This window comes from Pseudoalteromonas sp. PA2MD11 (assembly GCF_017808125.1).
Taxonomy (GTDB): Bacteria; Pseudomonadota; Gammaproteobacteria; order Enterobacterales; family Alteromonadaceae; genus Pseudoalteromonas; species Pseudoalteromonas simplex.
This window is the reverse complement of sequence record NZ_JADKNF010000011.1, coordinates 36,812-62,482: the sequence shown is the minus strand read 5'-3', so window position 1 is coordinate 62,482 and position 25,671 is coordinate 36,812. Positions and strand designations below refer to the sequence as shown.

Below are 25,671 nucleotides of genomic sequence, written 5' to 3'. Positions count from 1 at the left end.
TGCATATACGCACATAAGTTTTGCGTTTATTTGGCTTTTCTGCAAGCTGTTTTTTGCTACAGTGAGTATATCAACAGTGAAGCTTAAAAAAGGAAGCAATCATGACAGCACCAAAAATTATTGCCCTAGCAGGCAGCCTACGTAAAGACAGCTTTAATCAAAAACTGATCAATGAAGCTGCGCGCTTCGCCCTCGAAAGTGGTGCTGAAGTAGAAGTGATTAAATTAAGCGATTTAAACTTACCTTTATTTGACGAAGATATTGAAGCGCAAGGTACACCTGCTGGCGCACAATTATTAAAAGATAAGCTCCGCGCTGCTGATGGCATTTTATTAGCAAGCCCAGAATATAATGGCTCAATTACAGCACCACTTAAAAACGCAATCGATTGGGCATCTCGTACAGAGCAAGGTGCAGTGCCTGCTTTTCGAAATAAAGTTACTGCACTGTATGCATCGTCACCGGGTGGTTTAGGTGGCTTACGTGGTTTAAATCACGTACGTGATATTTTATCGGGTATTGGTAGCTTAGTACTTGCAGATCAACTAGCAGTGCCTGCTATCCACACTAAATTAGATGAGCAAGGCCGCATCAGCGATGCTGATACAGCCGATAAAGTTGCCAGCCTTGCCCAGCAACTTGTGAGCGTAGCGAGCAAATTAAATAAATAATTGCTAGCCTAGTTTTATCGCTACTAACTTAGCTTTGTCGCTGCTAGCTTAGCAGCGATAAAGTCTTCATGGGTTACATAAAGTAAGCTTGCGACGCGGCGAATAACCATTTCTTCATGCTTATCTAAATTGCCATCTGCGTAGGCTAATCGCCACAACAGTTCGATGATATCAATACGCTGCTCGGCGCTGCACTGGGCATTAATTTGCTTTGAAAACTGAAAATAATCTATTGCATCATCTAGGCTTTGTGATGCACTTGCAACTAACTCTTGAACCTCTTCCTCGTTAAGCGAGAAATACTTCTTTAAGGTCTCATTCAGGGTCTGTTGCTCATCATCTTGTAACTCATTATCTGCACGCATAACCTCAATCAATAACGCAGCAACGGCGGTTTTTAGGTCATGCTCAGTAATGCTAGATTGGGTATCATTCAGCGCTGAAAACAGCTGTTTTATTTTATTGAGCATCACATTTTCCCTTTTTGGGTGTTAGACTACATGTAAGACGTAACGTTACCTTAGTTTGACTATGGATGCTAATTCAGGTTCAACATCACGATGAAACAAGGTATTAATCACATGGAGTTAAGTGTTAATGAGTGAACTGAGAAGTACACAAGCACTATTAATTAGCGCCGTTTTAATGTTAGCGGGGTGCAGTAATGCACAGGCAGCAAAAGGCGAAACCGAAAAGCTCTATGACTTCGACGAAAAAGTCCATTACTACCAAACTAAATTGGCCGACGGCCGCTACCACCTCGAAATTCAGTCTGACGACTACAAGCACTTTCGCAATCAAAGCGTATTCTTACTGCGCCATGCTAGTCGCTTATGTAGAGACAAACCTTTTATGCTAAGAGTGACTGATGGGGTGCAGGAGTATGAACGTTTTCCAACTAAACCACGCGCCTATCAGCCACCTTTAACGGTTGTTTTACAGTGTGAAGACGAAGCTAAATAGCACTAGTCTTCATATCCCCACGGCGCGCTTGGCGGCGTGATAGGTTTAGTTAGGTCAAAATCAACGCGAAACTCACGTCCTTCACGCACTAAGCGATACGTAAATTGCTTTGGATAAATATACATTTGCCACGTGTTACCCATTGATTGGGGAATACCTTGACTCACAAACAACTCTTTTGAATACTGATCAGCCGGGAACGACTGTGCGTTAGCAAAACCCGCATCAAGGGTATGGCCACCATACATGGTTGATTTATCATCGCTGCCATCTTTATGACGATGGTCATGCTTTAAACTAAGTCCACTGCCCGTTTTTGTGATGATCCAAGTACGAGACGCATCATCCCCTACATGAAATGGCACTTGTAACTCACGCTCGTTACAACGACGTACATGCATTACTAACTTTTTGCCCGCAAATGAGCTCGGGCCAGCTGCGTTATCAACGCTCACTTTACCTTCGTAAGCTTTACCGCAATGGGCAGCAATATTATCAAAAAAGCCATCATGGCTTGGAATTGACACTAACGGTGCAGGTCGCGCAGCCGCTACTGATGATGCAGCTACGAGCATCGATGCCACTAAATATTTCATGGTGTGTTCCCTAAATAAAATTTCAGCCTAGCCTAATGACTTAAAGTTTAGAAAGAAAATAAAATAGATGAATAGTGAGCTTTCATATCAGAACACTCGCAATATTAGTAAAATTACTGCGTCATGCTAATATTATCTTTTTTATAAGTTCAAACGCCATCAAGCAGAATAAATATTCATTTATCCAAATCTAAAATAAAAATTACATGAAAAAGATTAATCCAAATAAAATTAGTTCCGCTCCTAAAAAGGCTGAAAGTAACTTTCGACTTACTGTTAGCAGAAAAAATATTGTATTAAAAGGCAATGAGGGTCGATTTAAAAGAGGTCAGTATCGTGGGGCTAGTCTTTTATTTGGGCCTGAAGAGATCCAAGCTCTTTATGAAGTGGGCAAAGTCGTTGTGCCCTTCGTTGCAACTGTATTAACGACTAACTATTTCACCAAAAAAGGAGCTAAGGCTTCAAGAGGAACAACAAAACTCTGTAGTTTCAAGCTGCCTTTACGACAAAGAGTCTGTCGTAAACCTTTATATTATCGTGAAACTATTATATGTGAACATGGTAAAAAATATGATGTTTTTAGATGTGATGATGGACATGAGCTCAAACAAGCAATCATATCCTGCAAAAAATAAATAAAAACGCGGCCTTGGCCGCGTTTAGGTTCACATGGAAAAACAGGTTATTGCCAAGGGCGTTCTGCTGCAAGTTGCTGCTCAAAGGCATCAATTTGGCTGTTAAGTGTTTCAGTCACACCGATAAAGTCTAAGCCACTTAATAAACGCTCTTTAATGTCATGGCGAATATCAAAGTGAATAGTGTCAAACTTATCGCTACGAAGTTGTTGGTTTTCTAAATCAACTTCGATATGAATATCGTCATGCTGTTCACTCAGCACAAATAATTGCTCAAGTGTTTCTGCTGGTAATGCGATAGCAAGCATTTGGTTATTGCCGCAGTTATTAAAGAAAATATCGGCAAAGCTTTCCGCTAAGATCACTTCAAAACCATATTGCTTTAATGCCCATGGCGCATGCTCACGCGATGAACCACAACCAAAATTGTCGCGAGTTAAAAGAATTTGCGCACCTTGGTAACAAGGGCGGTTCAAAATAAACTCAGGGTTTGGCTCGCCGTTATCTAAATAACGCCAATCATAAAAAAGCGCCGCATCAAAGCCATCACGGCTGGTCGAAGTTAAAAACTGCTTTGGAATAATTTGGTCAGTATCAACATTGTTTTTATCTAACGGGGCCATTAAGCCACTAAAAAATACACTCATTAGGCTTCTCCTCTGATATCAACAAAACGACCATGAATTGCCGCTGCCGCAGCCATTGCTGGGCTCACTAAGTGAGTGCGGCCACCGCGACCTTGGCGACCTTCAAAGTTACGATTAGAGGTCGACGCACAGCGTTTACCGGCTTCTAATCTGTCGTCATTCATTGCTAAGCACATTGAACAACCTGGTTCACGCCATTCAAAGCCAGCTGCTTTGAAGATATCTGCAAGGCCTTCGTCTTCAGCTTGTTTTTTTACAAGGCCAGAACCAGGAACAATCAGCGCTTCAACACCCGCTGCAACCTGCTTACCTTCAACAATTTGCGCAGCAGCACGTAAATCTTCAATTCGGCTATTTGTACATGAGCCAATAAATACGGTATCAACAGTCGCAGAAGACAATTTATCACCAGCTTTTAAACCCATATATTTTAGTGCGCTGCGGATTGCATCAGCCTTGATTAGATCTGGCTCTTGCTCAGGATCAGGAATGAATTCATCTACGCCAATCACTTGCTCAGGGCTGGTACCCCACGTAATTTGCGGTTGAATATCAGCAGCCTCTAATTCAACAACATGATCAAACTCTGCGCCTTCATCAGTTTTTAGTGTTTGCCAGTAGGCAACGGCACTATCAAAGTCAGCACCTTGTGGTGCAAATGGGCGACCTTTTAAATAATCATAAGTTGTTTGATCTGGTGCGATTAAACCCGCTTTTGCGCCCATTTCAATACTCATATTACAAAGTGTCATGCGCGCTTCCATAGACAGCGCTTCGATCCCTTCACCACAAAACTCAGCAACATAGCCAGTACCACCCGCAGTGCCTAATTTACCAATCACAGCCATGATTAAATCTTTGGCAGTAACGGTTGGGCGCAGGCGACCATTTATTTGAATTTTTAACGACTTGGCTTTTTTCTGCTGTAGCGTTTGAGTAGCTAGAACATGCTCAACTTCTGAAGTACCAATACCGTGCGCTAGTGCGCCAAATGCACCGTGGGTAGAGGTATGGCTGTCACCACACACTATGGTTGTGCCCGGTAAGGTAATGCCCTGCTCAGGCCCCATTACATGCACAATACCTTGATTAATCGAATTTAAATCATAAAGTTGTATACCAAACTCTTTACAGTTTGCATCCAGTGCCATTAATTGATTTTTTGACACTTCACTCGCAGCATCTAATGAGCGACTTTTTGTTGAAACATTATGGTCCATAGTCGCAAAGGTTTTTTCTGGGCAACGTACTTTGCGGTTTTTCTCACGTAAACCCGCAAAGGCTTGCGGCGATGTAACTTCATGAACTAGGTGACGGTCGATATAAAGTAAATCGGTTTGATCATTTATGCTGGCGACTACATGAGCTTGCCAAATTTTATCGTATAAGGTTTGGGCCACTTGCTATTCCCTCATTTTAGTTACGCTGAGTGACGAGCTCAGCGCAAACAATTTTTAATTAAATACGTGCCACAATTGCCGCAGCAACATCACTGGTGGTGTACCCTGCATTTGGGTAGATATCTGGCGTACCAACACCTGCTTCAACCGCTTCTGCCACCGCTTTTTCAATCGTACGAGCCGCTTCATCTTGACCTAGTGAGTAGCGCAACATAAGCGCAGCACTTAAAATTTGTGCGATTGGGTTTGCAACCCCTTTACCCGCGATATCAGGTGCTGAGCCACCAGCTGGCTCATACAAACCAAAGCCAGACTGATTTAAACTCGCTGATGGTAATAAGCCCATAGAGCCGGTGATCATCGCGCACTCATCAGACAGAATGTCGCCAAATAAGTTATCGCAAAGTAATACATCAAACTGACTTGGCTGTTTAACTAACTGCATTGCCGCGTTATCAACATAAATGTAGTCAAGGCTTACCTCTGGGTAGTCTTTGCTCACTTCAGAGACCACTTCACGCCAAAGTACGCTGGTCGCTAACACATTCGCTTTATCAACCGAGGTAACATGATTACTACGCAGCTTAGCGGCTTCAAATGCAAAGCGTGCGATGCGCTCAATTTCTTTACGTGAATATGTTTGGGTATCGAAAGCGGCTTCTTGCTCACCTTCGCCACTGCGGCCTTTTTCACCGAAATAAATACCACCGGTTAACTCGCGCACACATAAGATATCAAAGCCTTGTGCACTGATATCTGCACGCAGCGGTGATGCAGCACTTAGTGCTGGTAATAATTGTGCTGGGCGTAAATTACAGAACAAACCAAAATGCTTACGCAGTGGCAACAGTGAAGCTCGCTCTGGTTGCTCGTTAGGTGGTAAGTTTTCCCACTTAGGACCACCTACCGAGCCAAATAAAATCGCATCAGCATTTTCACAAGCACTCAATGTACTTTGCGGCAGTGCCTGACCAAACTCATCAATGGCAGCACCACCAATCGCGTGGTGATGACGAGTCAAAGTAAAACCAAACTTTTCGCTTACAGCATCCAAGACGGTTTCTGCTGCTGCCATAACTTCTGGACCAATCCCGTCGCCTGCTAATACTGCGATACTGTAATTCGATTGACTCATCCTGCTTTCCTCTGTTGTTTTAAATCAGACACTTTTTGTGCACGATAAATTAAGTTATAAACGCGGATCATGGCGCGTACTGACGCTTCAACCACATCCGCAGCAATGCCCGCGCCGTGATATGGGCGACCATCGTATTTAGCGATAATATTCACTTGTCCTAGCGAGCTGGCGCCTTGGCCTGTTGCTTCTAGGTTATATTCAATCATTTCAACCGACATACCCGTTAAGCGCTCAATTGCTAAGAAAGATGCTTCTACAGGACCATTACCTGTTGCTGCCTCTTGCTTAGACTCGCCATCAATTGTCATGCCGATTGTTGAGCTCGCCACTGATTGTGAGTTAGACGTAGAGTTAACAAACTCAAGTTGGTACTTCTCGTCTTTATCTTTGATTTGATTAAAGTAAATCATCGCTTCTAAGTCGTAGTCATACACAGTACCTTTTTGGTCTGCTAATGCTAAGAAGCTGCTGTATAAGCTATCCATATCGTAATCAGATTTTTGATAGCCTAACTCTTCTAAACGATGCTCAATAACATGACGACCTGAACGCGAAGTCATGTTTAATTGATTATTAGGTACACCGACACTTTCTGGCGACATAATTTCGTAAGTGTTTTGGGCTTTTAATACGCCGTCTTGGTGGATCCCTGAGCTGTGTGCAAAGGCATTTTCACCAACAATTGCTTTGTTTGGTTGTACTGGCATATTACAAATCTTCGCGACTTGACGCGAAGCACGGTAAATTTCTTCACTACGAATATCGGTATGCACTTTTAAGTGGTCTTCACGCATCTGCATGATCATCGCCACTTCTTCAAGCGAACAGTTACCTGCGCGCTCACCAATACCATTAATCGTACATTCGATTTGGCGAGCACCGGCTTGTACTGCAGCGATTGAGTTAGCAACCGCTAAACCTAAATCGTTATGACAATGCACGCTTAAACGCGCCTTGTCGATATTTGGCACATTGTTCATTAAGTGATGGATCATCGCAGCGTATTCGTCTGGCGTTACATAGCCTACGGTGTCAGGTAAGTTGATAGTTGATGCACCCGCATCAATAGCACTTTCAACGATGCGGCATAAATCCCAATGCGGTGTACGACCTGCATCTTCACAAGAAAACTCAACGTCATCGGTGTAGTTACGCGCAAGTTTAATCGACTTAACAGCCATTGCCGTTGCATCGTCTAAGCTCATACGTAATTTGTGCTCAAGGTGTAATGGGCTGGTTGCAATAAATGTATGAATACGGCCTTGCTCCGCCGGGCGAAGCGCTTCACCACATGCTTCAATATCTTTTGCTACAGCACGTGCTAAGCCACAAATAATCGGCCCTTTCACTTCAGTCGCGATTCGCTGTACAGAGCGAAAATCTGCCGGGCTAGATACCGGAAAACCCACTTCCATTACATCCACATTTAAGCGGCTAATGGTATGCGCAAGTTGAATTTTGTCGTCTTCGGTTAGGCTTGCTTTTAATGCTTGCTCACCATCACGTAACGTTGTGTCAAAAATCCAAACCTTATCTTTCATAAACTGTCCTCGTTCCCAATGACCCATTAGCGAGATAAAAAAAACCCCGCGGTTGCGGGGTTTTTTAATGTTCTACAAATGCAAATACACTAAGCCCCGCTCACTGATTTAAGCAGTAAGAGGTTTAGTTTTAATGTAATTGAATGTGTAATTTGCATCTTAATTTACTAAATGTGTGTTCAGTGGCTGTATTTTTAACATTCAAAAAACCTGCTTGCAAGCATAATTTTTCCACAAAACCGATTTTTAAATCGCCTTACCAGAATTAAAAATCCACAAAAATGCATTTTTAAGGTTAATTAACCCTCATTGAGTGTGTTGAACGTTTAAAGTTTCGGAAGGTAAAGCCTCTATTGCTTAGATTAACTTTTGCGATTGGTTACTATCACGCACGTATAAAGTGGCACCGCGAGCAATATAACGTAATTGCCAGATTAAACGCTCAACCAGCTCTTCGCGTTGTGTCCCTTCAATATCGAGGGCTTCGGCACCGGCATTAAATACTAAAGTCACCATGGCTTCGGCCTGAATGTATGCATGAGTTGGATCGCATGGTGTTTCGCTTTCAAGGTAATGCGCAAGCTCTAAAATGAAATGTTTAATTTCACGAGCAACCGCGGCACGAAATGCTTTTGAAGTTCCTGAGCGCTCACGCAATAACAATCTAAATTGGTTGCTCGAGTTATCGATAAACTCCATAAAGGTCACGATTGATGTCGTGATCACACTACCACCACTCTCAATACGGCGACGCGCTTGGCGCATAAGCTGGCGAAGTGTTAAACCAGCTTCATCAACCATGGTCAAACCAAGCTCATTCATGTCTTTAAAATGGCGGTAAAAAGAGGTAGGTGCAATCCCTGCTTCACGGGCAACTTCACGCAAGCTTAAATTAGAAAAACTATGATCGGCACTCAATTGATTGAATGCAGCCTCGATTAGTGCTTGTCGTGTTTTTTGTTTCTGTTGCGCTCTAACACCCGACATGGAAACTCCCAGCGTGAACTTTTAATGATTTTTCGGTTAATGAGACAGTCTAATACTTGACGCGGAGAGAATGAAACACTATTTTAGCGTACAACTGTACGCCGAGATTTATTCAGATGAAAAAACCACCGATTATTTGGACCAATGTGCTATTTTTTAGCCTTACATTTTTGGCCGCGATCACCCTTGTTCCTTGGTATGGCTTTAGCTACGGATACACCAGTACACAGTGGATAGCCTTTGTTGGCTGTATGTTCTACGCCGGACTTTCTATTACTGCAGGTTATCACCGTTTATGGGCACACAAAGCCTATGATGTGCATCCTGTTATTGAAGTGATTTTTGCCTTAGGCGGCGCTTTTGCATTACAAAATAGTGCTTTGCACTGGAGTAGCGATCACCGTATTCACCATGGTCAAGTTGATGATCCAATCAAAGACCCTTACGCCGCTACTAATGGCTTTTGGTATAGCCACATCGGTTGGATGCTGCGCGATTACCAAGGCGAACAATACGGTAACTACAGTAACTGCCGAGACTTACAAAAAAACAAAGTCGTTATGTGGCAACACCGTCACTATATGAAGTTAGTCGTCGCGACTAATTTTGGTATTCCTTTACTACTTGGTTTAATGCTTGGCGATGTATGGGGCATGTTATTACTGGTTGGTTTACTACGCTTGGTATTGAGCCAACATTTTACCTTTTTTATCAACTCGCTGGCGCATATCTGGGGTTCACGTCCGTACACAGAAAAAAACACCGCCCGCGATAATGGCTTTTTAGCGCTATTCACATACGGTGAAGGCTATCATAACTTCCATCACATTTTTGCTAGCGACTATCGCAATGGCATTAAGTGGTATCACTATGATCCAACTAAGTGGATGATCCGCTCTCTAGCGGCAATCGGTCTTGCTTCAAAGTTAAAGCGCACACCGATTGAGCGAATCGAAAAAGCCAAAGCAGAAACCTTGATGAATAAGACTCAAGGTCGCCTTGCAAAATTGCCTTTAGCGCAAGATAAGCTTACATTATTACAATCTGAGTACGATTTACTGCTGAAAAAACTGCAACACTTCTGTGCCTTGCAAAAACGCGTGTTAGAAATCAAACGTAATAAAATGATGAAACAGTGTGAAAAATCAGCATTAATGACACAATATCACGAGCTTGAAGCCGCTTGGGAAAACCAAAAGCAGGCTTGGCTTGCACTAAATGCGAGGTTGTTAAAAGCCTCTTTTAGTTAACATAGGAGCGGCTGTGGCCAAACAACAAGTAAAGCAAAAAGATACTCCATCTTATCAATATGATGCGATCATCATAGGTACAGGTCCTGGCGGTGAAGGTACCGCCATGAACCTATCTAAAAGTAACAAGAAAGTCGCTGTCATTGAGCGCCAAGAAGCGGTAGGTGGCGGTTGTGTGCACTGGGGTACTATCCCGTCAAAAGCATTACGTCATTCTGTAAGTCGTTATATTGAATATAAAGCAAATCCGCTATTTAATATTAGTGAGCGCCCTAACCGCTTAACTTTCCCAGATATTTTGCACCACGCAAGTAACGTCATTTCAAAGCAATCTAATTTACGTAGCAGCTTTTATGAGCGTAACCGCATTCATATGTACCAAGGTGATGCTGAGTTTATTGATAAACACACTATCAAAGTAACGCACCTAGACGGTTCGTTTGAAACACTTACCGCACAAAAAATCGTTATTGCTACTGGCTCTCGCCCTTACCGTCCACCGGGTGTAGACTTTAATCACCCACGTATATACGACAGCGATACGATTTTAGGCCTTGAAGATGACCCTCATCGTGTGCTGATTTATGGTGCCGGTGTAATCGGTTGTGAGTATGCCTCTATTTTTAAAGGTTTAGGCGCCAAGGTTGACCTGGTAAATACCCGTGACCGCCTACTTGCCTTTATGGATGCAGAAATATCAGATGCATTGAGCTATCACTTTTGGAATAGCGGTATTGTTATTCGTCACAATGAAGAGTTTGATCGCGTAGAAACTCGCGATGATTGTGTGGTAATGCACTTAAAATCAGGTAAGCGCGTAAAAGCTGACTGTATTTTATTTGCCAATGGTCGTACTGGTAACACAGACACATTAAACCTTGAAGCTGTAGGCCTAAAAGCGGATGGTCGTGGCCAGCTTAAGGTAAACGAAACATACCAAACAGAAGTCGACAACATTTATGCTGTAGGTGATGTTATTGGTTACCCAAGCCTTGCAAGTGCGGCATTTGACCAAGGCCGTATTGCAGCCGATGCGATTGCATGTGGTAACTGTGATGAAAAGCTGATCATTGATATTCCAGCAGGTATTTATACAATCCCTGAAATGAGTTCAGTGGGTAAAACAGAGCAAGAGTTAACAGCTGCAAAAGTCCCTTACGAGGTAGGCCGCGCTCAATTTAAGCATTTAGCGCGTGCACAAATTGCAGGCACCGAGGTGGGTAGCTTAAAGATTTTATTCCATGTTGATACCAAAGAAGTACTGGGTGTGCACTGCTTCGGTGAGCGTGCCTCTGAAATCGTTCACATCGGTCAAGCGATTATGGAACAAAAGAACGGCGGTAATAACATTGATTACTTTGTAAATACCACGTTCAACTACCCGACTATGGCTGAAGCCTATCGCGTAGCTGCATTAAATGGCTTAAATCGTTTGTTTAAGTAACGAAATAAATTACAACAAAAAGCCCGCTTAATGCGGGCTTTTTTACGATTAGCTTTTGCTTATTTGTGGTATTTACCACTGAATTCATGAACGGCGTTGATAAATACACCTGCGTTTTCTGGGTCTACATCTGGTGTAATACCGTGACCTAGGTTGAATACATGGCCAGAGCCGGTACCAAAGTCCTCTAGGATAGTGGCAACTTCTTGGCGAATACGCTCAGGCGTGCCATGCAGCATTGCTGGGTCCATGTTGCCTTGCAGCGCGACTTTATCGCCAACACGACGTTTTGCATCACCGATGTTAATAGTCCAGTCTAGACCTACTGCGTCACAGCCTGTTGCTGCAATTGCTTCAATCCACTGACCACCATTTTTAGTAAATAACGTCACTGGTACTTTACGGCCATCATGTTCGCGAATTAAGCCATCAACAATCTTGTGCATGTATTGTAATGAAAACTCATTGTAGTCACGTGGGCTTAATACACCGCCCCATGAGTCAAATACCATTAACGATTGCGCGCCCGCTTTAACTTGCGCGTTTAAATAGTCGATTACTGAGTCAGCTAATTTATCAAGTAACAGGTGCAGTGTTTGTGGCTCTGCGAAGGCCATTTTCTTGATTTTACCGAATGTTTTGCTGCTACCACCTTCAACCATGTAAGTAGCAAGGGTCCAAGGTGAACCAGAGAAGCCAATTAGCGGTACTTCACCTTTTAATTCACGACGAATCGTACTTACCGCATTCATCACATAACCAAGTTCATCAGTTGGATCGATATTTGGGATTTTTTTAACATCTGCTAATGAAGAAATCGGACGTTCAAATTTTGGACCTTCACCTGTTTCGAAGTAAAGACCTAAGCCCATAGCATCTGGAATAGTTAAAATATCACTGAATAGAATTGCAGCATCAAGCGGATAACGACGTAATGGCTGTAACGTTACTTCACAAGCAAGTTCAGCGTTTTTACATAAACTCATAAAGTCGCCTGCTTGGGCACGTGTAGCACGGTATTCAGGTAAATAACGGCCAGCTTGGCGCATCATCCATACCGGTGTAACATCAACAGGTTGCTTTTGTAGTGCACGTAAATAACGATCGTTTTTTAATTCGCTCATGCGTATAGAATCCTAGAACTGAATGAAATTGAGCAGATTGTATCACCATATTGCGCGTCTCACTATGGATAGATAATCAAGGCTAGATATAGATCATGTTTTTTAATGCCGCCTAGTCCTATTGTCTGTTTTTTAAGCTCAAACAAAATAAATTTAAAACTTTTCATTAATAAATTTGCAACATACAAAAAAGCTTGGTATAACTTATCCCGCGTTAACAAAAACAATAATAAAAATCTTATAACAATAAGAACAATAATCTTCCCATAATAATAAGAACGCTTGTTTTAACAAGTCTTAGAAAAAGAATTAAACCACCAATTTTGGTGGTTTTTTCTTTTCTAAATCAGCAAATTACAACTCATCCGCTTAGATAAAAATCGCAAAATTAATACTAGTAGTTTTGAGTCAATTCCCATACACTGCAATGAGAGCAAAAAAGTCCGCTCTAAAAACAAGGTCGTTTTTTGGCCTATTCAACGCTGAAAAGTATGTCTTTAGAATGGCTTTTACAATCTGTTGCAATTAGACACTAAGAATTTAGTTGATCTTTGTGTCATATTTCCTTTTTATATATACAAAGGAAAACCTACTCAGCGAGGAGATGAAATATGCTGACGCGTTTGGAAAAAGCTCAACAAAAATGGGGTGGTAGTCACTCTGTAATCGACAAATGGCTCACAGAGCGTCAAGAGCTGCTTGTGTTATTCTGCCGCATTGCAGGCTTTTCACCGTACGAAAAGAAAGATCACGCCCTTCCTGATCAACTGCAAATTCAAAACTTTTGCCAAATTCTGATGGATTACCTTTCTGCTGGCCATTTCGAAATTTACGACGACATTGCCAAAGCGTGTGAAGAAAAAGGTCCTGAAAGCCAAAAGCTGGCGAATGCCTTATACCCGCGCATTTCTGAAACCACAGATGTAGCACTCGACTTTAACGACAAATACGCAGAAATTAACAAAGATGACTTGCTTGATGAATTTGATAAAGACCTATCAATCTTAGGCGAAGCACTTGAACTGCGCTTTGAACTAGAAGATGAGTTAATCGACAACTTATATTCGAATCACACCAGCTAACAGCATAGTTGCACAGCAGAGAAGCACTCTCTGCTGAAGTGTTTCTGCCTTTCCAAAAAGAATCATCTATTCCATTTCGTAACAAATATTTGAAATATTTTCTTCAATGCGATACTCATACTATAAAAACATGAGGCTCGCTATGAATAAACGGTCATTTTTAAAGTCATTTTCAATTCTTGCCGCCGGCGCAAGTTTAACATCAGCTCCTTTAATGGCAGCACAGAATAGCAGTACCCACAGATTAATTAAGCCAAAAGCTCTTCCTAAAGACGGCACAATTGGGATATGTAGCCCTTCAGCTGCCACTGCTGCACACGCTGATATTTTATTAGCACAAGGCGTTATAGAAGCACTGGGTTACAAGGCTAAGCTTGCACCAAACATTTTAGCAAGACGTGGTCATTTAGCTGGCACAGATGCAATGCGAGCCGGCGACTTAAATAGTTTATTCAGCGACAAAGAGGTTGATGCCATTTTATGTTTACGTGGCGGTTCAGGCGCTGCTCGTATTCTACCTTTGCTCGACTACGCAATGATCCGTAACAACCCAAAACCTCTAATGGGCTATTCAGATATTACCGCTCTTCACAATGCATTACTGTCTCAAGCTGGGTTAATCAGCTTTCATGGCCCAAATGCATCAAGTGACTGGAACCCGTTTCATGTCGCGCAATTTAAGAGCATGTTCGAAGCGCGTAAATTGATGCATTTCCAAAACTTGCCAAAAGCCGACAACCAGCTTGTTAACACTCAGTACCTAACCCAAACGATTACACCTGGTAAAGTCACGGGACGATTAATAGGAGGCAACTTAACGGTACTGACAGCCCTTGCAGGGTCGAATTACTTACCTGACTTTAATGGCGCAATTTTATTTTTAGAAGATATCGACGAAGCGCCGTATCGAATTGATAGGATGATGAGCACACTAAAACTTATGGGCGCGCTGGATAAGATTGCAGGCTTTGTATTTGGCGATTGTAATGACTGTAAGCCTGGTCGTGGTTATGGCTCGTTAACCCTTGACGATATTTTTGCAGATTATATAAAACCTCTGGGAATTCCTGCTTATCGTGGGGCTATGATTGGCCATATTAAGCGCCAATTTATTCTGCCTGTTGGCACTGTGGTTGAGCTTGATGCAGATAGTGGCACATTGAAAATGAAAGAAACGGCATTTAGTTAATAAACTTCGCGCATGAAAAAAGGGCTAAAAAGCCCTTTTTTATTGAGTTAAATATTACTCAGCTGGTACAGCTTTGTCATCGCTTTGGATTTCAAGTAATTCTACTTCGAAAACAAGCGTTGAGTTAGCTGGGATCTTACCAAGATCACGCTCACCGTATGCAAGTTCAGATGGAATAGTGAACTTGTACTTAGAGCCAACTGGCATTAATTGTAAACCTTCAGTCCAACCTGGGATCACACGGTTAAGTGGGAAAGTAGTTGGTTCGTTACGTGAGTAAGAACTATCGAACTCAGTACCGTCTAATAAAGTGCCTTTGTAGTGAACTTTAACAACGTCAGTTGCTACTGGCTTTTCGCCTTCACCTTCAGTGATCACTTCGTACTGTAGGCCAGATTCAGTTACTGTAACGCCTTCTTTCTTCGCGTTTTCAGCTAGGAATTTTTCGCCTTCAGCTTTGCTCTTTTCAGCTTCTACTTTCGCTTTTTCTTCTTGCTTAGTGCGAATGCTTTGATCAAGCGCTGTTAACACTTCACGAATTTTTTCGTCATCAAGTTTAGCGTTACCCGCTAGTGCGTCTTCAAAACCACGCTTGAGAAGTGCTTCGTCTAATTCAACACCTAGCGCTTTTTTATCAGCAAGGTCTTGGTTTAAGAAGTTACCAACAGATGCACCAATACCGTATGCTTGTTGTTGAGCTTCAGTCTCTAGTTTAACTTCAACTTGCTGTTCTTTTTTTGCTTCCTGATTACAAGCTGTAAGCGCTAAAACTGACGCTGCAATCAATGACAATTTAATCGTCTTTTTCATTTTATATCTCCGACACACTTTGCAGTTGTCAATTATTGTATTATTACTAGTTAAAGATTAACGACCTACATGGTAGGCTGCTTGTCTAATAACTAACGTCATGCCAATGCATGATCAGCGATTAGACTAACAACCTAGGCCTTCAACGAGACCTAGTCTAACCTCTCAATCACTAAGAGTTAAGGGGAAATACTCGTAATATGTCGATATTTCGTACTTTTTTGTATCTGCTCAGCCTTTGCTTAGTTGTAGCTTGCTCTGAGCAACATGAGCAATCAACTGCACGCTATGAGCATGCGGCTAAAGGTGCCTTCGCCTCCGCGCTGTCGCACGATGGTAAATACAGCTTAATCTCATCAATACACCATGGGGTTGCATTGTGGGATAATCAACAGCAGGTATTAAAATACCAATGGTTTCAACAACAAGCCCAAGATAGTCTCGTCCATACTGTTGCTATCTCGTACGACAACAGCCATGCAGTTACCGCTGAGAAGTCCACCTTTGCAGTGTGGAACATTGCCACGGGCAACAACACGGGTTATTACAAAATACACGCCTCAACAATTAGAGATATCGCGATAAGTAACCAAGGGCGCAGTGTATTATATGGTCGCGCCGACGGTGTAGTCGTTTACCTCGACTTAGAGAGTGGCAGGCGCATAGAGTTCCTTGGCCACCAAGAAAAAGTCAATGTTGTTGATCTATCACCTAACGGTCACTACGCCATTAGCGGCTCAAATGACTATGTTGCTTACTTTTGGGACACTCGCACAGGGCAAGTGATCCATCGCTTTAATCACCCAAGTCGCGTTACTCAAGTCGCCCTTGATCCACAAGGTCGTTACGCATTTACCGCAGACAGTATGAAGCAAGCAAATGTATGGCAACTGACTACAGGTGATCTTGTTAGCAAACTGGCGTATATTGCGCGTCAGAAAATTTTTACCGCCGTCCGTTTTAACGATGAAGGCACTTTAATTGCCACAGGTTCACCCAATCGATTGGTTGATTTATGGCAACTAGAGTCAGGTAAAAAATTACAAACGTGGCAAGTGATTCCTCGTGAAGGAAGCCGCCCGAAATCAGCCGTGGTGTTAGATGTTGCGTTTACTGATAACAACCAAGCGTTATTAACCGAAAGCTCCAGCGGATTCGCTGAAAGTTTTAATCTAAGAGAATCAAATGAATACAATTGAAGATCGTCTAATGGAACTTGAAGCGAAAGTCGCTTTTCAAGATGAAACAATTGAAATATTAAACGATGAGCTTAAAGCGCACCAACAACAGCTGGCTAAAATGAAACGCCAGACAGAGTTACTCGCAGAAAAGATTAAAGAAGCGCAGCAGCCATCTTTAATGTCACAAATGCAAGAGCCGCCACCGCCGCACTATTAATTAAGTAGTGATAGAGCCGGGAATTAATCGCCCGGCTTAAATACACCAATCACTTGCTCAAATTGGCGTGTTGAGGCCTGAACAGCCTGCTCTGGTTGCGTCATTTTGTGGCCACACTGTACGCACTCAACTTTTTCCACATCATGTTCTTTATAAAGCATCATGGTATCCATGGCCTTACACTCAGGGCATGATGCGCCAGCAATAAAGCGTTTCTTTTGTCTCATAGATGATCTCCCGTGGCATGTTGGCGGCTATTTTAGCCTAATAATTCTTTGTTTGATACGATTGCGAAGGCTATTGTGATCCGTGTTATGATAGCGACAATTAAATCAGTGCTGTGCAAGTAAACATTCATGATCCAAATTTCAGACATCGAACTTCTACGTGGTGGTAACGCCTTACTAAAGGGAGCCTCTGCAACCTTATTCCCAGAGCATAAAGTCGGCCTTGTTGGCGCTAATGGCTGTGGTAAATCAACGCTGTTCGCACTATTAAAGTCTGAATTGCAACTCGATGCCGGTGAATGCCAAATTCCTAAAGACTGGTCAATTGCTTCTGTGAAGCAAGAAACACCCGCGCTCGAAATCAGCGCTCTAGATTATGTATTACAAGGTCACCCTGAATATTACGCGCTAAGAATTGCGCTACGCGAAGCTGAGCAAAATAACGACGGCGATGCGCAGGCAAAAGCACATATTGGCCTAGAACATATTCAAGGCTATAGCATTGAGGCAAAAGCAGGAGAGCTATTGCACGGTTTAGGTTTTAGTAATGAACAAATAGACAACCCAGTGAGCGCCTTTTCTGGTGGCTGGCGTATGCGCTTAAACTTAGCACAAGCACTTATTCGTGATGCCGATTTATTACTGCTGGATGAGCCAACCAACCACTTAGATCTCGATGCGGTTTACTGGTTAGAGCGCTTTTTACGAGCCTACACAGGCACTCTAGTGCTTATTTCCCATGACCGAGAGTTCTTAGATGCCGTTGTTGACCAAATTTGGCACATAGACGCACAAAAAATAAATGTTTATAAAGGCAATTACTCGCAATTCGAACGCCAAAAAGCAGAGCGTTTATTACAACAACAAGCGATGTTCGAAAAGCAACAAGAACAAATTGCTCACCTAGAAAAATTCATTACGCGCTTCAAAGCAAAAGCCAGTAAGGCTAAGCAAGCACAAAGCCGCGTAAAAGCCCTAGAGCGTATGGAAAAGCTGGCCCCAGCCCATGTTGACTCACCCTTTGATTTTGAATTTGCCGAGCCAACAGCACTGCCAAACCCGTTGATGACTCTCGACCAAGCCAAAGCAGGCTATGGCGACACCACCATTTTGCATAGCATCAAGCTAAACCTTGTGCCGGGTAGCCGTATTGCGCTGCTTGGCCGAAATGGTGCGGGTAAATCAACACTGATCAAATTATTAGCTGGCGATTTACAACCTCAAGCAGGTGAAGTATTTCAGCATCAGGGCTTAAATATTGGTTACTTTGCACAGCATCAACTTGAGTCACTTGATTTAAAAGCCAGTGCAGTGACCCATTTACAACGTTTAAATCCGCAAGCTCCTGAGCAATCATTGCGTGACTTTTTAGGCGGTTTTGCATTCTTTGGCGATAAAGCACTTGAGCCAGTTGCGCCATTTTCTGGCGGTGAAAAAGCCCGTTTAGTGCTAGCAATGCTGGTGTACCAAAAGCCAAACCTACTGTTACTGGATGAGCCAACCAACCACCTCGATTTAGAAATGCGCCATGCTTTAGTTATGGCGCTGCAAGGCTTTGAAGGCGCTATGGTGACCGTATCGCACGACCGTCATATGCTTAAGAATACCGCTGATGAGTATTACCTTGTTGATAATGGCGAAGTAACACAATTTGGTTATGACCTTGATGCCTATTACCAATGGCTACTCAATGCCAATAAAGAAGCTGCTAAAAGCCCTGAAGACAATGCCTCTAAAGCCCATTCAAGCGTTAACCGCAAAGAACAAAAGCGCTTAGAAGCTGAGTTCAGAAAGTCAGTGCAGCCATTGAAAAAGCAAATCGACAAGCTTGAAAAGCAACTTGATAAGTACTCTACAGAGCTTGGTGAAATCGAAAACGCACTTGCCGACAATGACTTATACAATGATGAAAATAAAGCCAAACTGACAGAGCTACTCGCTAAGCAAGCAAGCTTAACACCCAAGCTTAATGACGTTGAAGAAGAGCTGCTCATGGCACTTGAAGAGCTTGAAGAAAAAGAGCAGGCCTTTGCCGATGAAACCGCTTAACAGCGAACAGTTTTGGCAGTTTGCATGCAAGCTTTACAGCAAAGACGGCATGCAAACCAAGCTACTAGGCTATCAAGACCAGCAAAGCAAAAATGTTAACCTTTGCCTGCTGCTTTATTATCTTGATTCGTTAGAGCTGGCTGTAACACCCTCTCAACTGAGTGAGCTTGAGTCGTGCATTGTCGAATTTGACCAACAAGCTTTACAGCCCCTACGAGCCACACGCGCCTACCTTAAAACCATTCAAAACGAGGTTTCAGACTACCCTACCATTCGCAAAGAGCTACTTAGCGCAGAATTAAAGCTAGAAAAAAAGCAGCAAGCAATATTAGTCAATAGAATAAATAATTTTGAGCTAATACCTTGTGTTAAACCCAACAATATAGCGCTATATTCAAAGGCAAATATATAAACTCCGCTTTAGATGTTTGTACTTAGACAAACAGTCCCACACAGCTTAAAATCTCCAGCCAAGTACAATAGAAAGATCCTGAATGTCATGCTTATACTTAACAACTCCACTGTAGTCGTACTCTTTAGATTCTTTAATACCTAACAGCGAATATTCAACCCCCAAGAAAAAGCGCTTTGTAAATTGATAATCGAAACCTAAAGCCCCATAAATATCATTACCACTCTCTTTCTCATTAATATTATCTGTTGGTACAAGGTGAGCAGGGTTAGCATCTTTGTACTCCCAATGAGCAACCCCGACTCTAGCATTAATAAAGAAATCTTGATAAACCTCAAACTTTCCTTTTGCACCAAACCTAATTGACTCAACCTCTAATGGTACTCTTACATCCCAAGAGGTTTCAAAGTCACCTGGGAATTGAACTGGGATAGTCACTGTATACTCATTGACTGACTCTCCATGCTCATGCTTCGCAACTTCTATTGATAAGTAGTCACTAAATTCATAACCTAACCTAAAACCAAAAGAATCTGAATTAAGAGAAGATGAGTAGCTATCCCCTAAGTCATGATCTTGATATGTGTTATATTTATTCTTTGTTTTTCCAATTAAAAATTCACCAACGATTGCCGCATGACTTAAGCTAGGCAATAAGCTCACTGCCCCAAGTAAAATACCCTTGATCATTACTTCCCTTTATAGTTTTGAGTTAAATTGCCATTATAAAGAGCATTTTTAATTTCAGCTATTTAAGTTTACTCAGCCTTAGCTTTTCTGTTTCTTCTATCTAAACTTGATCCAAATCAACAATTAAATCACCTCCTATAGCATCAGGAAAATTGCTTGATCTGGATCATATCTGCCGTCCTCAAGCCAGCCTATGATTAACCCATAGACATTAGGAGGCACAACCATGAACGTATTCTTTAGAGATTTTTTTAGCGACCCAGTTTTATTTATGTCATTCGGCATTTTGGCAGTTGTTATCGTTTTATGCCTTTTCTATGTTGGTTACTTCATTAAAAAAGTACATGACGCAGAAGTTCCTAAGTAAGAATTAAGCACGACGCACAAAGCCCCTATCCAATTTATTGTTTAGGGGCTTTTTATTTGTGTATAGCTAAAATCTTGTAGCTGTTCTCAAAAAGCAAAAACTTGCTACAATAGGTGCTTATTTTGTTTCGAAAGTGTCAGCTATGTTACCTGAGTTTAAGCCTGCGTGGTGGATGCGCAATCGCCATTTACAAACCATAATGCCGCGCTTTTTTCGCCCTTTTCATAATACCCGGTATGACTTATCGACTATCGATACCCCTGATGGTGACTTTTTAGAACTGGCTTGGGCAACACCTCATAATGAGCAAGCCCCCCTCGCTATTGTATTGCATGGCTTAGAAGGCAATATAAATAGCTTTTATGCTAAAGGCATGATGAAAAAACTTAAGCAACAAGGCTTTGCTGTAGTTTTAATGCATTTTCGAAACTGCTCGCGCGAAGTTAACCGTTTAGCACGTGCTTATCACAGCGGCGAAACAGAAGACCTGCGCTTTTTCATCAATCACCTTAAGAGCAAATTCCCAAAACGCCCGTTATTTGCCGTGGGCTTTTCACTAGGTGGTAATGTACTAGCAAAATATTTAGGTGAGCATGGTACTAAATCGAACTTAACTGGCGCAGCCGTTGTGTCTGCACCATTTGACTTGTCATCATCGTGCGAAGTTATTCGTAAAAGCTTAGGTAAGATTTATCAAAAATATTTGCTCGATCGAATGAAAAAATCGATGCAAAGAAAGCTGCCACAAATCGAACAGCAAATTAGCCTAACGCCAGAAAAACTGATGGCGATTGATGACTTATGGCAATTCGATAATATGCTCACGGCACCATTGCACGGCTTTGCCGGTGCTGAAGATTACTATCAGCAAGCGAGTGCAAAACCATTTTTAAAAAGCATTGCAACACCTACGCTGATTGTGCACGCCAAAGATGACCCAATGTTATCAATAAAAGCCGTGCCAGATAGCTTAGATGTGAGTGAACATGTAACGCTGCGCATCTCAGAACAAGGGGGCCATGTCGGTTTTATTAGCGGTAAAAACCCTTTTAAGCCCGAATATTGGCTTGAACGAATTGTTCCTGAGTATTTTCAACAATTAGTTAAAAAAGAGCAGTTATGATCATTCCCCACGAACGCCTCGATAAAGAGACTCTGTATAATTTAATCGAAAGTTATGTTTTACGTGAAGGCACTGATTACGGCGAACAAGAATTTAGCATTGAAAGCAAAGTAGCGCAGGTTCATCAGCAGCTTAAAAATGGTGAAGCCATGGTGTTTTTTTCTGAGTTACATGAGTCAGTTACGATTATATCCAAAGCTGAATTCATTGCTCTACAAGTTGACCCAGAGTACCAAGAGTCGTTCAACGACTAAACTTGTAAGTTACACTGTAACCCTTCACAATGGCTTTTTAACTTAAAGAGCCATTAAAAAATGAAAAAACTAAGCTCACTGGTTGCCGCAGTTTCTTTGGCCTTAATTGGTCAAGCAAATGCAGATCAGGTTACTGCATCAGATAAAGCCATTAAACTGGCAAAAGACACTATTTTAATCGATACCCATATCGATGTGCCTTACCGTATTCATAACAAGTGGGCTGACGTAACCAAAGCTACAAGCGACGGTGATTTTGATTATCCGCGTGCTGTGCAAGGTGGTTTGAACGCTCCTTTCATGTCAATTTACATTCCTGCAAACCTAGAATTTGAAGGCAAAGGTAAAAGCTACCAATTAGCAAATCAGTTAATCGACTCTATGGAAGCGATTGTACAACGCGCGCCAGATAAGTTCGCCATTGCAGACTCGACTGCCGATATTATAGAGCAGTTTAAACAAGGCAAAATGTCGATTGCTATGGGTATGGAAAACGGCTCACCTATCGAAGGCGACATTAAAAACCTTAAGCATTTTTATGAGCGTGGCGTACGTTACATTACGCTCGCTCACTCGCAGAGTAACCACATTTCTGATTCATCTTATGATATTCGTCGTAAGTGGAAAGGCCTGAGCCCATTCGGTAAAGAGCTGGTAAAAGAAATGAACAACATTGGTATGCTGGTTGATGTATCACATATTTCTGATGATGCGTTTTACCAAGTGATGGAAATTTCGAAAGTACCCGTGATTGCTTCACACTCGTCACTGCGTAAATACACCCCTGGCTTTGAGCGTAATATGAATGACGACATGCTGTTAGCACTCAAAAAGAACGGTGGTGTTATTCAAATTAACTTCGGTTCAAGCTTTGTTACGGCAAAGGCTGGCTCTTGGTACGATCAGCTTAAATCAGCAAAGGCTGAAAAGAAAAAAGACGGTACTAAGCTAAGCAAAGATTTTGATGCTGCTTATCGGGCTAAAAACCCGTTTCCATTTGCAAGCTTAGAACAAGTACTTGATCACATTGACCATGTAGTTGAGCTAATTGGCATCGATTATGTGGGTATTGGCTCTGATTACGATGGTGTAGGCGACTCTCTACCTACTGGTTTAAAAGATGTATCTAGCTATCCTAACCTAGTGCAAGGTCTAATGGACCGCGGTTATACTGATAATGACATCAAAAAGATTTTAAGTGGCAATATGCTACGTGTATGGCAACAAGCTGAAGCATACGCAAAAGCCCATTAATCGATATAAACTCTATTTAAAAGCGCAGCTAACTAGCTGCGCTTTTTATTAGCATGAATAATTGATAATACAAATAGCTTGTTTTAATCTGCTGATATTACAAAACAACTTGGATGATGTCGTATGTCAACTTGGCAAGGGAATACTGCGCTGGCATTTGCAAGCATTGCACTGGGCTTATCTATTTATAGCTATACAACATCAAACTCGACTGACAAGCCTGTAGATATTCAGCAATCGAAGCCTAACTTAAAAGAGTTAACTATTCCAGAGCTAGAGAGAGAACCTAGTTGCCTTACATGGCTATATCTTAGAGCTCGAAACACGCATTCACGAGCTTGAAAATAAAGCGCCAACAATTGATCCTGAGCGACTTGCCTCATTAGTTAAACAAGCAATGGAACAGCAAGAACAAGAGCGACGAGTCGAAATTGAGAAAAGAAATCCTGTGCTTGGCTGGCTAAGTAATTTACCTGATGACTACCGCGAACGCATCAAGGCAGATCCACAATATGCCGACAGCTCAATAAATGAAGCACTAGCCGCCTTACTCAATTTGAGTAAGTCCGAAAATGAGCGCTTAGCAGCCTACGGGCAACTAAAAATGACCCTAAGCATGCTCAGACGCGACTTAGATGACAGCCAGGCAAATGCAGTAATCGATGCCATGATAAGCATTAGCGAATACACGAATGATCCTAAAATTCGTGTCAGTACTTTAGAGAATTTATCTCGCCAAAATAACGTCTCGCCAAAGCTCGCTGAGCATTTTCAAAAGCTGTTACAAACTGACGATAATGATTATGTTCGCAATATTTCTGCCACAGCCCTCATCGGCCAATTTTTCCGCGCAACAAGAGACGGCAACAACAGTTACGCCAGTGATTTAGCAGAACGAATTACTACTCTTGAGAATAGCAGTAATGCAAAAGTTGCCGAAATCATGGCTGAAAACCTTAAAGGCCCACGCTTAAGAGAAGAACTAGATAAAGCGTTGGGGAAATAAAAAAACCGTAAGTTGCCACTAGTAAAAGGCTCTAGCTCTTGGGTTTTACTTTACGGTGCTTTTTGACTCGCCCGTGTTTAGGGATAATTGTTAAGTACATTACTAAAGCTAACCACGAAAAGAAGATGATAGCGATTAACCAAGCATTCTTTTCGTGGCCTTGCGTGCGTTTACTATTGAGCACAATGACCACAGGTAAAATGTAGGCACTGAGTACGATAATTAAAAACACAACTTCATTCATATATACCAATTCACTTAATTAAAAGTATTATTGCGGATTGGTACTATACCAACGCTGACCAATCAACTTCGTCGCTCAAAACTCGTTCAGCAGCGATATAATGCAAAATATCTCCCTCACTCACCACGTAATCAAGCGGCGGGTTTAAGTCCATATTTTTTGCACTCAAATTATGTGCGACACCCAGTAATATAGCATCGTGACTACATTTAAAGTGATGAAACAGCTTGCCAAATTCCATTGCTTGCACGCCTTTTGGAATTGGTAAACTAAATTGAGTATCACCGTGCAATGTCGATAGTAACTCTTCTTGCACGCGACTTGAACCTGGGTCTTGCATTGAACGCACTAATATCTCGGCTGATTTAGCACTGCTACATTCTACATTGTGGCAATGCTCATGTAGCATTTCGATTTTCGTTTCATCAGTAAAGTGTGCACTAATGTGGCACTGTTCATTTACCAACTTGCTAATACGTAATGCCGTTGTAAACGTTTGGTCATCATCTTGGCCATCAATAATAATTTTATCGGCCCGGCCAATCGCAATTCGGTTCAACTCATCTAGGTCAGTAAAGCTAGTTAAGCGTGCAAAATCAACCATCGGGTTTGCTAAAAATGGATGCTCCATTTGCTCCGTAACGGCCAATAAAATACGACGATCTAAACGTTTATGATCGGCCAAGATATAATCGACCATCTTCTTAGTACGTGTATCATGCCAACCAAAGATAATAATGTGATTGTTTATATGTGCGAAGCTTTTATCACCCGTCATAGCGCGCCTAATTAAATAAGTTACTGTTTGCCCTGTTTTTCCTAACAGAACGCCAAATAATGCTAAACCAAAAGGTATTTGCAGTAATGCGACAATCCAACGGCCAAGCTCAGTGCTCGCACTAAAGTCGCCATAGCCAACTGTTGACGTAGTTACTACATAATAATAAAAATAAGTGCCAAGAGGTGTAAGAGCTTGCTCTCCTGCAAGCATAAGCAGCCACCAAATTAGTAGCATATGCAAAAGCGTGGTAAGCACCACAGCCTGCCAACTTACTTGATCAATATGGCTGCGAATAAGAACTACTATTCGATTAAAAAAATAGTGCATGATCCTTGCAATCTATCGTGGGGGAAATTATCGATACGGTACTGTAATGCAGGATATTTAGC

The 25,671-nt window shown here is 42.1% G+C and carries 30 protein-coding genes; 17 read left to right on the top strand and 13 right to left on the bottom strand.

Going from position 1 to position 25,671, the window contains the following annotated elements; all coding sequences use genetic code 11:
* Positions 1 to 101: 101 nt before the first annotated feature.
* Complete coding sequence (locus ISP07_RS12770; protein ID WP_054554467.1) at positions 102 to 671, top strand: NADPH-dependent FMN reductase; 570 nt, start codon at positions 102 to 104, stop codon at positions 669 to 671.
* A gap of 23 nt (positions 672 to 694) precedes the next feature.
* On the opposite strand, the gene ISP07_RS12765 is transcribed toward ISP07_RS12770, so the two are convergent.
* Positions 695 to 1,141, bottom strand: a complete 447-nt coding sequence (locus tag ISP07_RS12765; protein WP_054554468.1) for a TerB family tellurite resistance protein — start codon at positions 1,139 to 1,141, stop codon at positions 695 to 697.
* Between the two features lie 175 nt (positions 1,142 to 1,316).
* Between ISP07_RS12765 and ISP07_RS12760 the strand changes: the two genes are divergently transcribed.
* Positions 1,317 to 1,634, top strand: coding sequence for a hypothetical protein (locus ISP07_RS12760; RefSeq protein ID WP_251603649.1), 318 nt, complete (start codon positions 1,317 to 1,319; stop codon positions 1,632 to 1,634).
* Between the two features lie 2 nt (positions 1,635 to 1,636).
* Here ISP07_RS12760 and ISP07_RS12755 read toward each other — a convergent pair whose 3' ends face one another.
* Positions 1,637 to 2,230: a hypothetical protein gene (locus ISP07_RS12755; RefSeq protein ID WP_054562892.1), complete on the bottom strand. Its 594-nt coding sequence runs from the start codon at positions 2,228 to 2,230 to the stop codon at positions 1,637 to 1,639.
* A 206-nt stretch (positions 2,231 to 2,436) separates the two neighbouring features.
* Between ISP07_RS12755 and ISP07_RS12750 the strand changes: the two genes are divergently transcribed.
* A complete protein-coding gene (locus ISP07_RS12750; RefSeq protein ID WP_209327845.1) occupies positions 2,437 to 2,865 on the top strand; it encodes a hypothetical protein in 429 nt (142 codons plus the stop codon).
* 47 nt (positions 2,866 to 2,912) lie between these two features.
* Here ISP07_RS12750 and leuD read toward each other — a convergent pair whose 3' ends face one another.
* The 5 genes from leuD to fabR form a co-directional block, all read right to left on the bottom strand.
* Positions 2,913 to 3,512: a 3-isopropylmalate dehydratase small subunit gene (gene leuD / locus ISP07_RS12745; RefSeq protein ID WP_054562894.1), complete on the bottom strand. Its 600-nt coding sequence runs from the start codon at positions 3,510 to 3,512 to the stop codon at positions 2,913 to 2,915.
* On the bottom strand, positions 3,512 to 4,912 hold the full coding sequence (gene leuC, locus ISP07_RS12740; RefSeq protein ID WP_054554474.1) for a 3-isopropylmalate dehydratase large subunit: 1,401 nt from the start codon (positions 4,910 to 4,912) through the stop codon (positions 3,512 to 3,514). The genes leuD and leuC overlap by 1 nt, the downstream gene beginning before the upstream one ends.
* Before the next feature lie 58 nt (positions 4,913 to 4,970).
* Positions 4,971 to 6,047: a 3-isopropylmalate dehydrogenase gene (leuB, locus tag ISP07_RS12735; RefSeq protein ID WP_054554475.1), complete on the bottom strand. Its 1,077-nt coding sequence runs from the start codon at positions 6,045 to 6,047 to the stop codon at positions 4,971 to 4,973.
* The gene (gene leuA / locus ISP07_RS12730) at positions 6,044 to 7,591 is read right to left on the bottom strand and encodes a 2-isopropylmalate synthase (protein WP_209327844.1); all 1,548 of its coding nucleotides are present in this window, start codon (positions 7,589 to 7,591) and stop codon (positions 6,044 to 6,046) included. Before leuA ends, leuB begins: the two co-directional genes overlap by 4 nt.
* A 357-nt stretch (positions 7,592 to 7,948) precedes the next feature.
* Positions 7,949 to 8,578: an HTH-type transcriptional repressor FabR gene (gene fabR / locus ISP07_RS12725; RefSeq protein WP_054562898.1), complete on the bottom strand. Its 630-nt coding sequence runs from the start codon at positions 8,576 to 8,578 to the stop codon at positions 7,949 to 7,951.
* Positions 8,579 to 8,694: 116 nt separating this feature from the next.
* On the opposite strand from fabR, the gene ISP07_RS12720 reads away from it, so the two are divergent.
* Both ISP07_RS12720 and sthA read left to right on the top strand, forming a co-directional pair.
* Positions 8,695 to 9,828, top strand: a complete 1,134-nt coding sequence (locus ISP07_RS12720; protein WP_058586121.1) for an acyl-CoA desaturase — start codon at positions 8,695 to 8,697, stop codon at positions 9,826 to 9,828.
* Positions 9,829 to 9,841: 13 nt separating this feature from the next.
* A complete protein-coding gene (gene sthA / locus ISP07_RS12715; RefSeq protein ID WP_209327843.1) occupies positions 9,842 to 11,272 on the top strand; it encodes a Si-specific NAD(P)(+) transhydrogenase in 1,431 nt (476 codons plus the stop codon).
* A 59-nt stretch (positions 11,273 to 11,331) separates the two neighbouring features.
* Here the strand turns inward: sthA and hemE are convergent, their stop codons facing one another.
* Complete coding sequence (gene hemE / locus ISP07_RS12710; RefSeq protein ID WP_054562901.1) at positions 11,332 to 12,396, bottom strand: uroporphyrinogen decarboxylase; 1,065 nt, start codon at positions 12,394 to 12,396, stop codon at positions 11,332 to 11,334.
* A gap of 611 nt (positions 12,397 to 13,007) precedes the next feature.
* Here hemE and rsd point away from each other — a divergent pair.
* Both rsd and ISP07_RS12700 read left to right on the top strand, forming a co-directional pair.
* Positions 13,008 to 13,478 (top strand): sigma D regulator, encoded by a 471-nt coding sequence (rsd, locus tag ISP07_RS12705; protein ID WP_209327842.1) that lies wholly within the window; start codon positions 13,008 to 13,010, stop codon positions 13,476 to 13,478.
* A 142-nt stretch (positions 13,479 to 13,620) separates the two neighbouring features.
* Positions 13,621 to 14,667 carry a S66 peptidase family protein gene (locus ISP07_RS12700; RefSeq protein ID WP_228290610.1) on the top strand — a complete coding sequence of 349 codons (1,047 nt, stop codon included), beginning with the start codon at positions 13,621 to 13,623 and terminating at the stop codon, positions 14,665 to 14,667.
* A gap of 54 nt (positions 14,668 to 14,721) precedes the next feature.
* Here the strand turns inward: ISP07_RS12700 and fkpA are convergent, their stop codons facing one another.
* Positions 14,722 to 15,477, bottom strand: coding sequence for an FKBP-type peptidyl-prolyl cis-trans isomerase (fkpA, locus tag ISP07_RS12695; protein ID WP_209327841.1), 756 nt, complete (start codon positions 15,475 to 15,477; stop codon positions 14,722 to 14,724).
* A 200-nt stretch (positions 15,478 to 15,677) separates the two neighbouring features.
* Here fkpA and ISP07_RS12690 point away from each other — a divergent pair, with 200 nt between their 5' ends.
* Entirely contained in the window at positions 15,678 to 16,676 is a 999-nt protein-coding gene (locus tag ISP07_RS12690) for a WD40 repeat domain-containing protein (protein WP_054554489.1), read from the top strand.
* Positions 16,663 to 16,875 carry a SlyX family protein gene (locus ISP07_RS12685; RefSeq protein ID WP_054554490.1) on the top strand — a complete coding sequence of 71 codons (213 nt, stop codon included), beginning with the start codon at positions 16,663 to 16,665 and terminating at the stop codon, positions 16,873 to 16,875. The genes ISP07_RS12690 and ISP07_RS12685 overlap by 14 nt, the downstream gene beginning before the upstream one ends.
* Positions 16,876 to 16,898: 23 nt before the next feature.
* Here ISP07_RS12685 and ISP07_RS12680 read toward each other — a convergent pair whose 3' ends face one another.
* On the bottom strand, positions 16,899 to 17,102 hold the full coding sequence (locus ISP07_RS12680) for a YheV family putative zinc ribbon protein (RefSeq protein ID WP_054562906.1): 204 nt from the start codon (positions 17,100 to 17,102) through the stop codon (positions 16,899 to 16,901).
* A gap of 129 nt (positions 17,103 to 17,231) precedes the next feature.
* On the opposite strand from ISP07_RS12680, the gene ISP07_RS12675 reads away from it, so the two are divergent.
* The gene (locus ISP07_RS12675) at positions 17,232 to 19,151 is read left to right on the top strand and encodes an ATP-binding cassette domain-containing protein (protein ID WP_209327840.1); all 1,920 of its coding nucleotides are present in this window, start codon (positions 17,232 to 17,234) and stop codon (positions 19,149 to 19,151) included.
* Complete coding sequence (locus ISP07_RS12670) at positions 19,138 to 19,563, top strand: TIGR02444 family protein (protein ID WP_209327839.1); 426 nt, start codon at positions 19,138 to 19,140, stop codon at positions 19,561 to 19,563. The genes ISP07_RS12675 and ISP07_RS12670 overlap by 14 nt, the downstream gene beginning before the upstream one ends.
* A 45-nt stretch (positions 19,564 to 19,608) precedes the next feature.
* Here the strand turns inward: ISP07_RS12670 and ISP07_RS12665 are convergent, their stop codons facing one another.
* Entirely contained in the window at positions 19,609 to 20,253 is a 645-nt protein-coding gene (locus ISP07_RS12665) for an outer membrane beta-barrel protein (RefSeq protein ID WP_166341178.1), read from the bottom strand.
* A gap of 226 nt (positions 20,254 to 20,479) precedes the next feature.
* Between ISP07_RS12665 and ISP07_RS12660 the strand changes: the two genes are divergently transcribed.
* From ISP07_RS12660 to ISP07_RS12635, 6 genes are all read left to right on the top strand, one after another.
* Positions 20,480 to 20,620, top strand: coding sequence for a DUF3149 domain-containing protein (locus tag ISP07_RS12660; RefSeq protein ID WP_074989877.1), 141 nt, complete (start codon positions 20,480 to 20,482; stop codon positions 20,618 to 20,620).
* A gap of 142 nt (positions 20,621 to 20,762) precedes the next feature.
* Positions 20,763 to 21,743, top strand: a complete 981-nt coding sequence (locus ISP07_RS12655; protein WP_054554494.1) for a hydrolase — start codon at positions 20,763 to 20,765, stop codon at positions 21,741 to 21,743.
* A complete protein-coding gene (locus ISP07_RS12650) occupies positions 21,740 to 21,997 on the top strand; it encodes a YheU family protein (RefSeq protein ID WP_209327838.1) in 258 nt (85 codons plus the stop codon). The genes ISP07_RS12655 and ISP07_RS12650 overlap by 4 nt, the downstream gene beginning before the upstream one ends.
* A gap of 60 nt (positions 21,998 to 22,057) precedes the next feature.
* Positions 22,058 to 23,251, top strand: a complete 1,194-nt coding sequence (locus ISP07_RS12645) for a dipeptidase (protein ID WP_209327837.1) — start codon at positions 22,058 to 22,060, stop codon at positions 23,249 to 23,251.
* Positions 23,252 to 23,374: 123 nt separating this feature from the next.
* Positions 23,375 to 23,593: a hypothetical protein gene (locus ISP07_RS12640; protein ID WP_209327836.1), complete on the top strand. Its 219-nt coding sequence runs from the start codon at positions 23,375 to 23,377 to the stop codon at positions 23,591 to 23,593.
* Positions 23,594 to 23,648: 55 nt separating this feature from the next.
* Positions 23,649 to 24,257: a hypothetical protein gene (locus ISP07_RS12635; RefSeq protein ID WP_209327835.1), complete on the top strand. Its 609-nt coding sequence runs from the start codon at positions 23,649 to 23,651 to the stop codon at positions 24,255 to 24,257.
* A gap of 31 nt (positions 24,258 to 24,288) precedes the next feature.
* Here ISP07_RS12635 and ISP07_RS12630 read toward each other — a convergent pair whose 3' ends face one another.
* A complete protein-coding gene (locus ISP07_RS12630) occupies positions 24,289 to 24,501 on the bottom strand; it encodes a hypothetical protein (RefSeq protein WP_209327834.1) in 213 nt (70 codons plus the stop codon).
* A 43-nt stretch (positions 24,502 to 24,544) separates the two neighbouring features.
* A complete protein-coding gene (locus ISP07_RS12625) occupies positions 24,545 to 25,609 on the bottom strand; it encodes a potassium channel family protein (RefSeq protein ID WP_209327833.1) in 1,065 nt (354 codons plus the stop codon).
* Positions 25,610 to 25,671 lie beyond the last annotated feature (62 nt).

Excerpts from the sequence above, each read along its gene's own strand:
- fkpA (WP_209327841.1), bottom strand. The coding sequence starts at position 15,477 with ATGAAAAAGACGATTAAATTGTCATTGATTGCAGCGTCAGTTTTAGCG.
- ISP07_RS12770 (WP_054554467.1), top strand. The coding sequence starts at position 102 with ATGACAGCACCAAAAATTATTGCCCTAGCAGGCAGCCTACGTAAAGAC.
- ISP07_RS12650 (WP_209327838.1), top strand. The coding sequence starts at position 21,740 with ATGATCATTCCCCACGAACGCCTCGATAAAGAGACTCTGTATAATTTA.
- ISP07_RS12675 (WP_209327840.1), top strand. The coding sequence starts at position 17,232 with ATGATCCAAATTTCAGACATCGAACTTCTACGTGGTGGTAACGCCTTA.
- leuB (WP_054554475.1), bottom strand. The coding sequence starts at position 6,047 with ATGAGTCAATCGAATTACAGTATCGCAGTATTAGCAGGCGACGGGATT.
- ISP07_RS12680 (WP_054562906.1), bottom strand. The coding sequence starts at position 17,102 with ATGAGACAAAAGAAACGCTTTATTGCTGGCGCATCATGCCCTGAGTGT.
- ISP07_RS12655 (WP_054554494.1), top strand. The coding sequence starts at position 20,763 with ATGTTACCTGAGTTTAAGCCTGCGTGGTGGATGCGCAATCGCCATTTA.
- ISP07_RS12765 (WP_054554468.1), bottom strand. The coding sequence starts at position 1,141 with ATGCTCAATAAAATAAAACAGCTGTTTTCAGCGCTGAATGATACCCAA.
- ISP07_RS12625 (WP_209327833.1), bottom strand. The coding sequence starts at position 25,609 with ATGCACTATTTTTTTAATCGAATAGTAGTTCTTATTCGCAGCCATATT.
- ISP07_RS12640 (WP_209327836.1), top strand. The coding sequence starts at position 23,375 with ATGTCAACTTGGCAAGGGAATACTGCGCTGGCATTTGCAAGCATTGCA.
- hemE (WP_054562901.1), bottom strand. The coding sequence starts at position 12,396 with ATGAGCGAATTAAAAAACGATCGTTATTTACGTGCACTACAAAAGCAA.
- ISP07_RS12750 (WP_209327845.1), top strand. The coding sequence starts at position 2,437 with ATGAAAAAGATTAATCCAAATAAAATTAGTTCCGCTCCTAAAAAGGCT.
- ISP07_RS12755 (WP_054562892.1), bottom strand. The coding sequence starts at position 2,230 with ATGAAATATTTAGTGGCATCGATGCTCGTAGCTGCATCATCAGTAGCG.
- ISP07_RS12645 (WP_209327837.1), top strand. The coding sequence starts at position 22,058 with ATGAAAAAACTAAGCTCACTGGTTGCCGCAGTTTCTTTGGCCTTAATT.
- ISP07_RS12665 (WP_166341178.1), bottom strand. The coding sequence starts at position 20,253 with ATGATCAAGGGTATTTTACTTGGGGCAGTGAGCTTATTGCCTAGCTTA.
- ISP07_RS12660 (WP_074989877.1), top strand. The coding sequence starts at position 20,480 with ATGAACGTATTCTTTAGAGATTTTTTTAGCGACCCAGTTTTATTTATG.
- ISP07_RS12690 (WP_054554489.1), top strand. The coding sequence starts at position 15,678 with ATGTCGATATTTCGTACTTTTTTGTATCTGCTCAGCCTTTGCTTAGTT.
- ISP07_RS12670 (WP_209327839.1), top strand. The coding sequence starts at position 19,138 with ATGAAACCGCTTAACAGCGAACAGTTTTGGCAGTTTGCATGCAAGCTT.
- ISP07_RS12630 (WP_209327834.1), bottom strand. The coding sequence starts at position 24,501 with ATGAATGAAGTTGTGTTTTTAATTATCGTACTCAGTGCCTACATTTTA.
- ISP07_RS12760 (WP_251603649.1), top strand. The coding sequence starts at position 1,317 with ATGTTAGCGGGGTGCAGTAATGCACAGGCAGCAAAAGGCGAAACCGAA.
- leuA (WP_209327844.1), bottom strand. The coding sequence starts at position 7,591 with ATGAAAGATAAGGTTTGGATTTTTGACACAACGTTACGTGATGGTGAG.
- ISP07_RS12635 (WP_209327835.1), top strand. The coding sequence starts at position 23,649 with ATGGAACAGCAAGAACAAGAGCGACGAGTCGAAATTGAGAAAAGAAAT.
- leuD (WP_054562894.1), bottom strand. The coding sequence starts at position 3,512 with ATGAGTGTATTTTTTAGTGGCTTAATGGCCCCGTTAGATAAAAACAAT.
- fabR (WP_054562898.1), bottom strand. The coding sequence starts at position 8,578 with ATGTCGGGTGTTAGAGCGCAACAGAAACAAAAAACACGACAAGCACTA.
- ISP07_RS12700 (WP_228290610.1), top strand. The coding sequence starts at position 13,621 with ATGAATAAACGGTCATTTTTAAAGTCATTTTCAATTCTTGCCGCCGGC.
- ISP07_RS12720 (WP_058586121.1), top strand. The coding sequence starts at position 8,695 with ATGAAAAAACCACCGATTATTTGGACCAATGTGCTATTTTTTAGCCTT.
- ISP07_RS12685 (WP_054554490.1), top strand. The coding sequence starts at position 16,663 with ATGAATACAATTGAAGATCGTCTAATGGAACTTGAAGCGAAAGTCGCT.
- rsd (WP_209327842.1), top strand. The coding sequence starts at position 13,008 with ATGCTGACGCGTTTGGAAAAAGCTCAACAAAAATGGGGTGGTAGTCAC.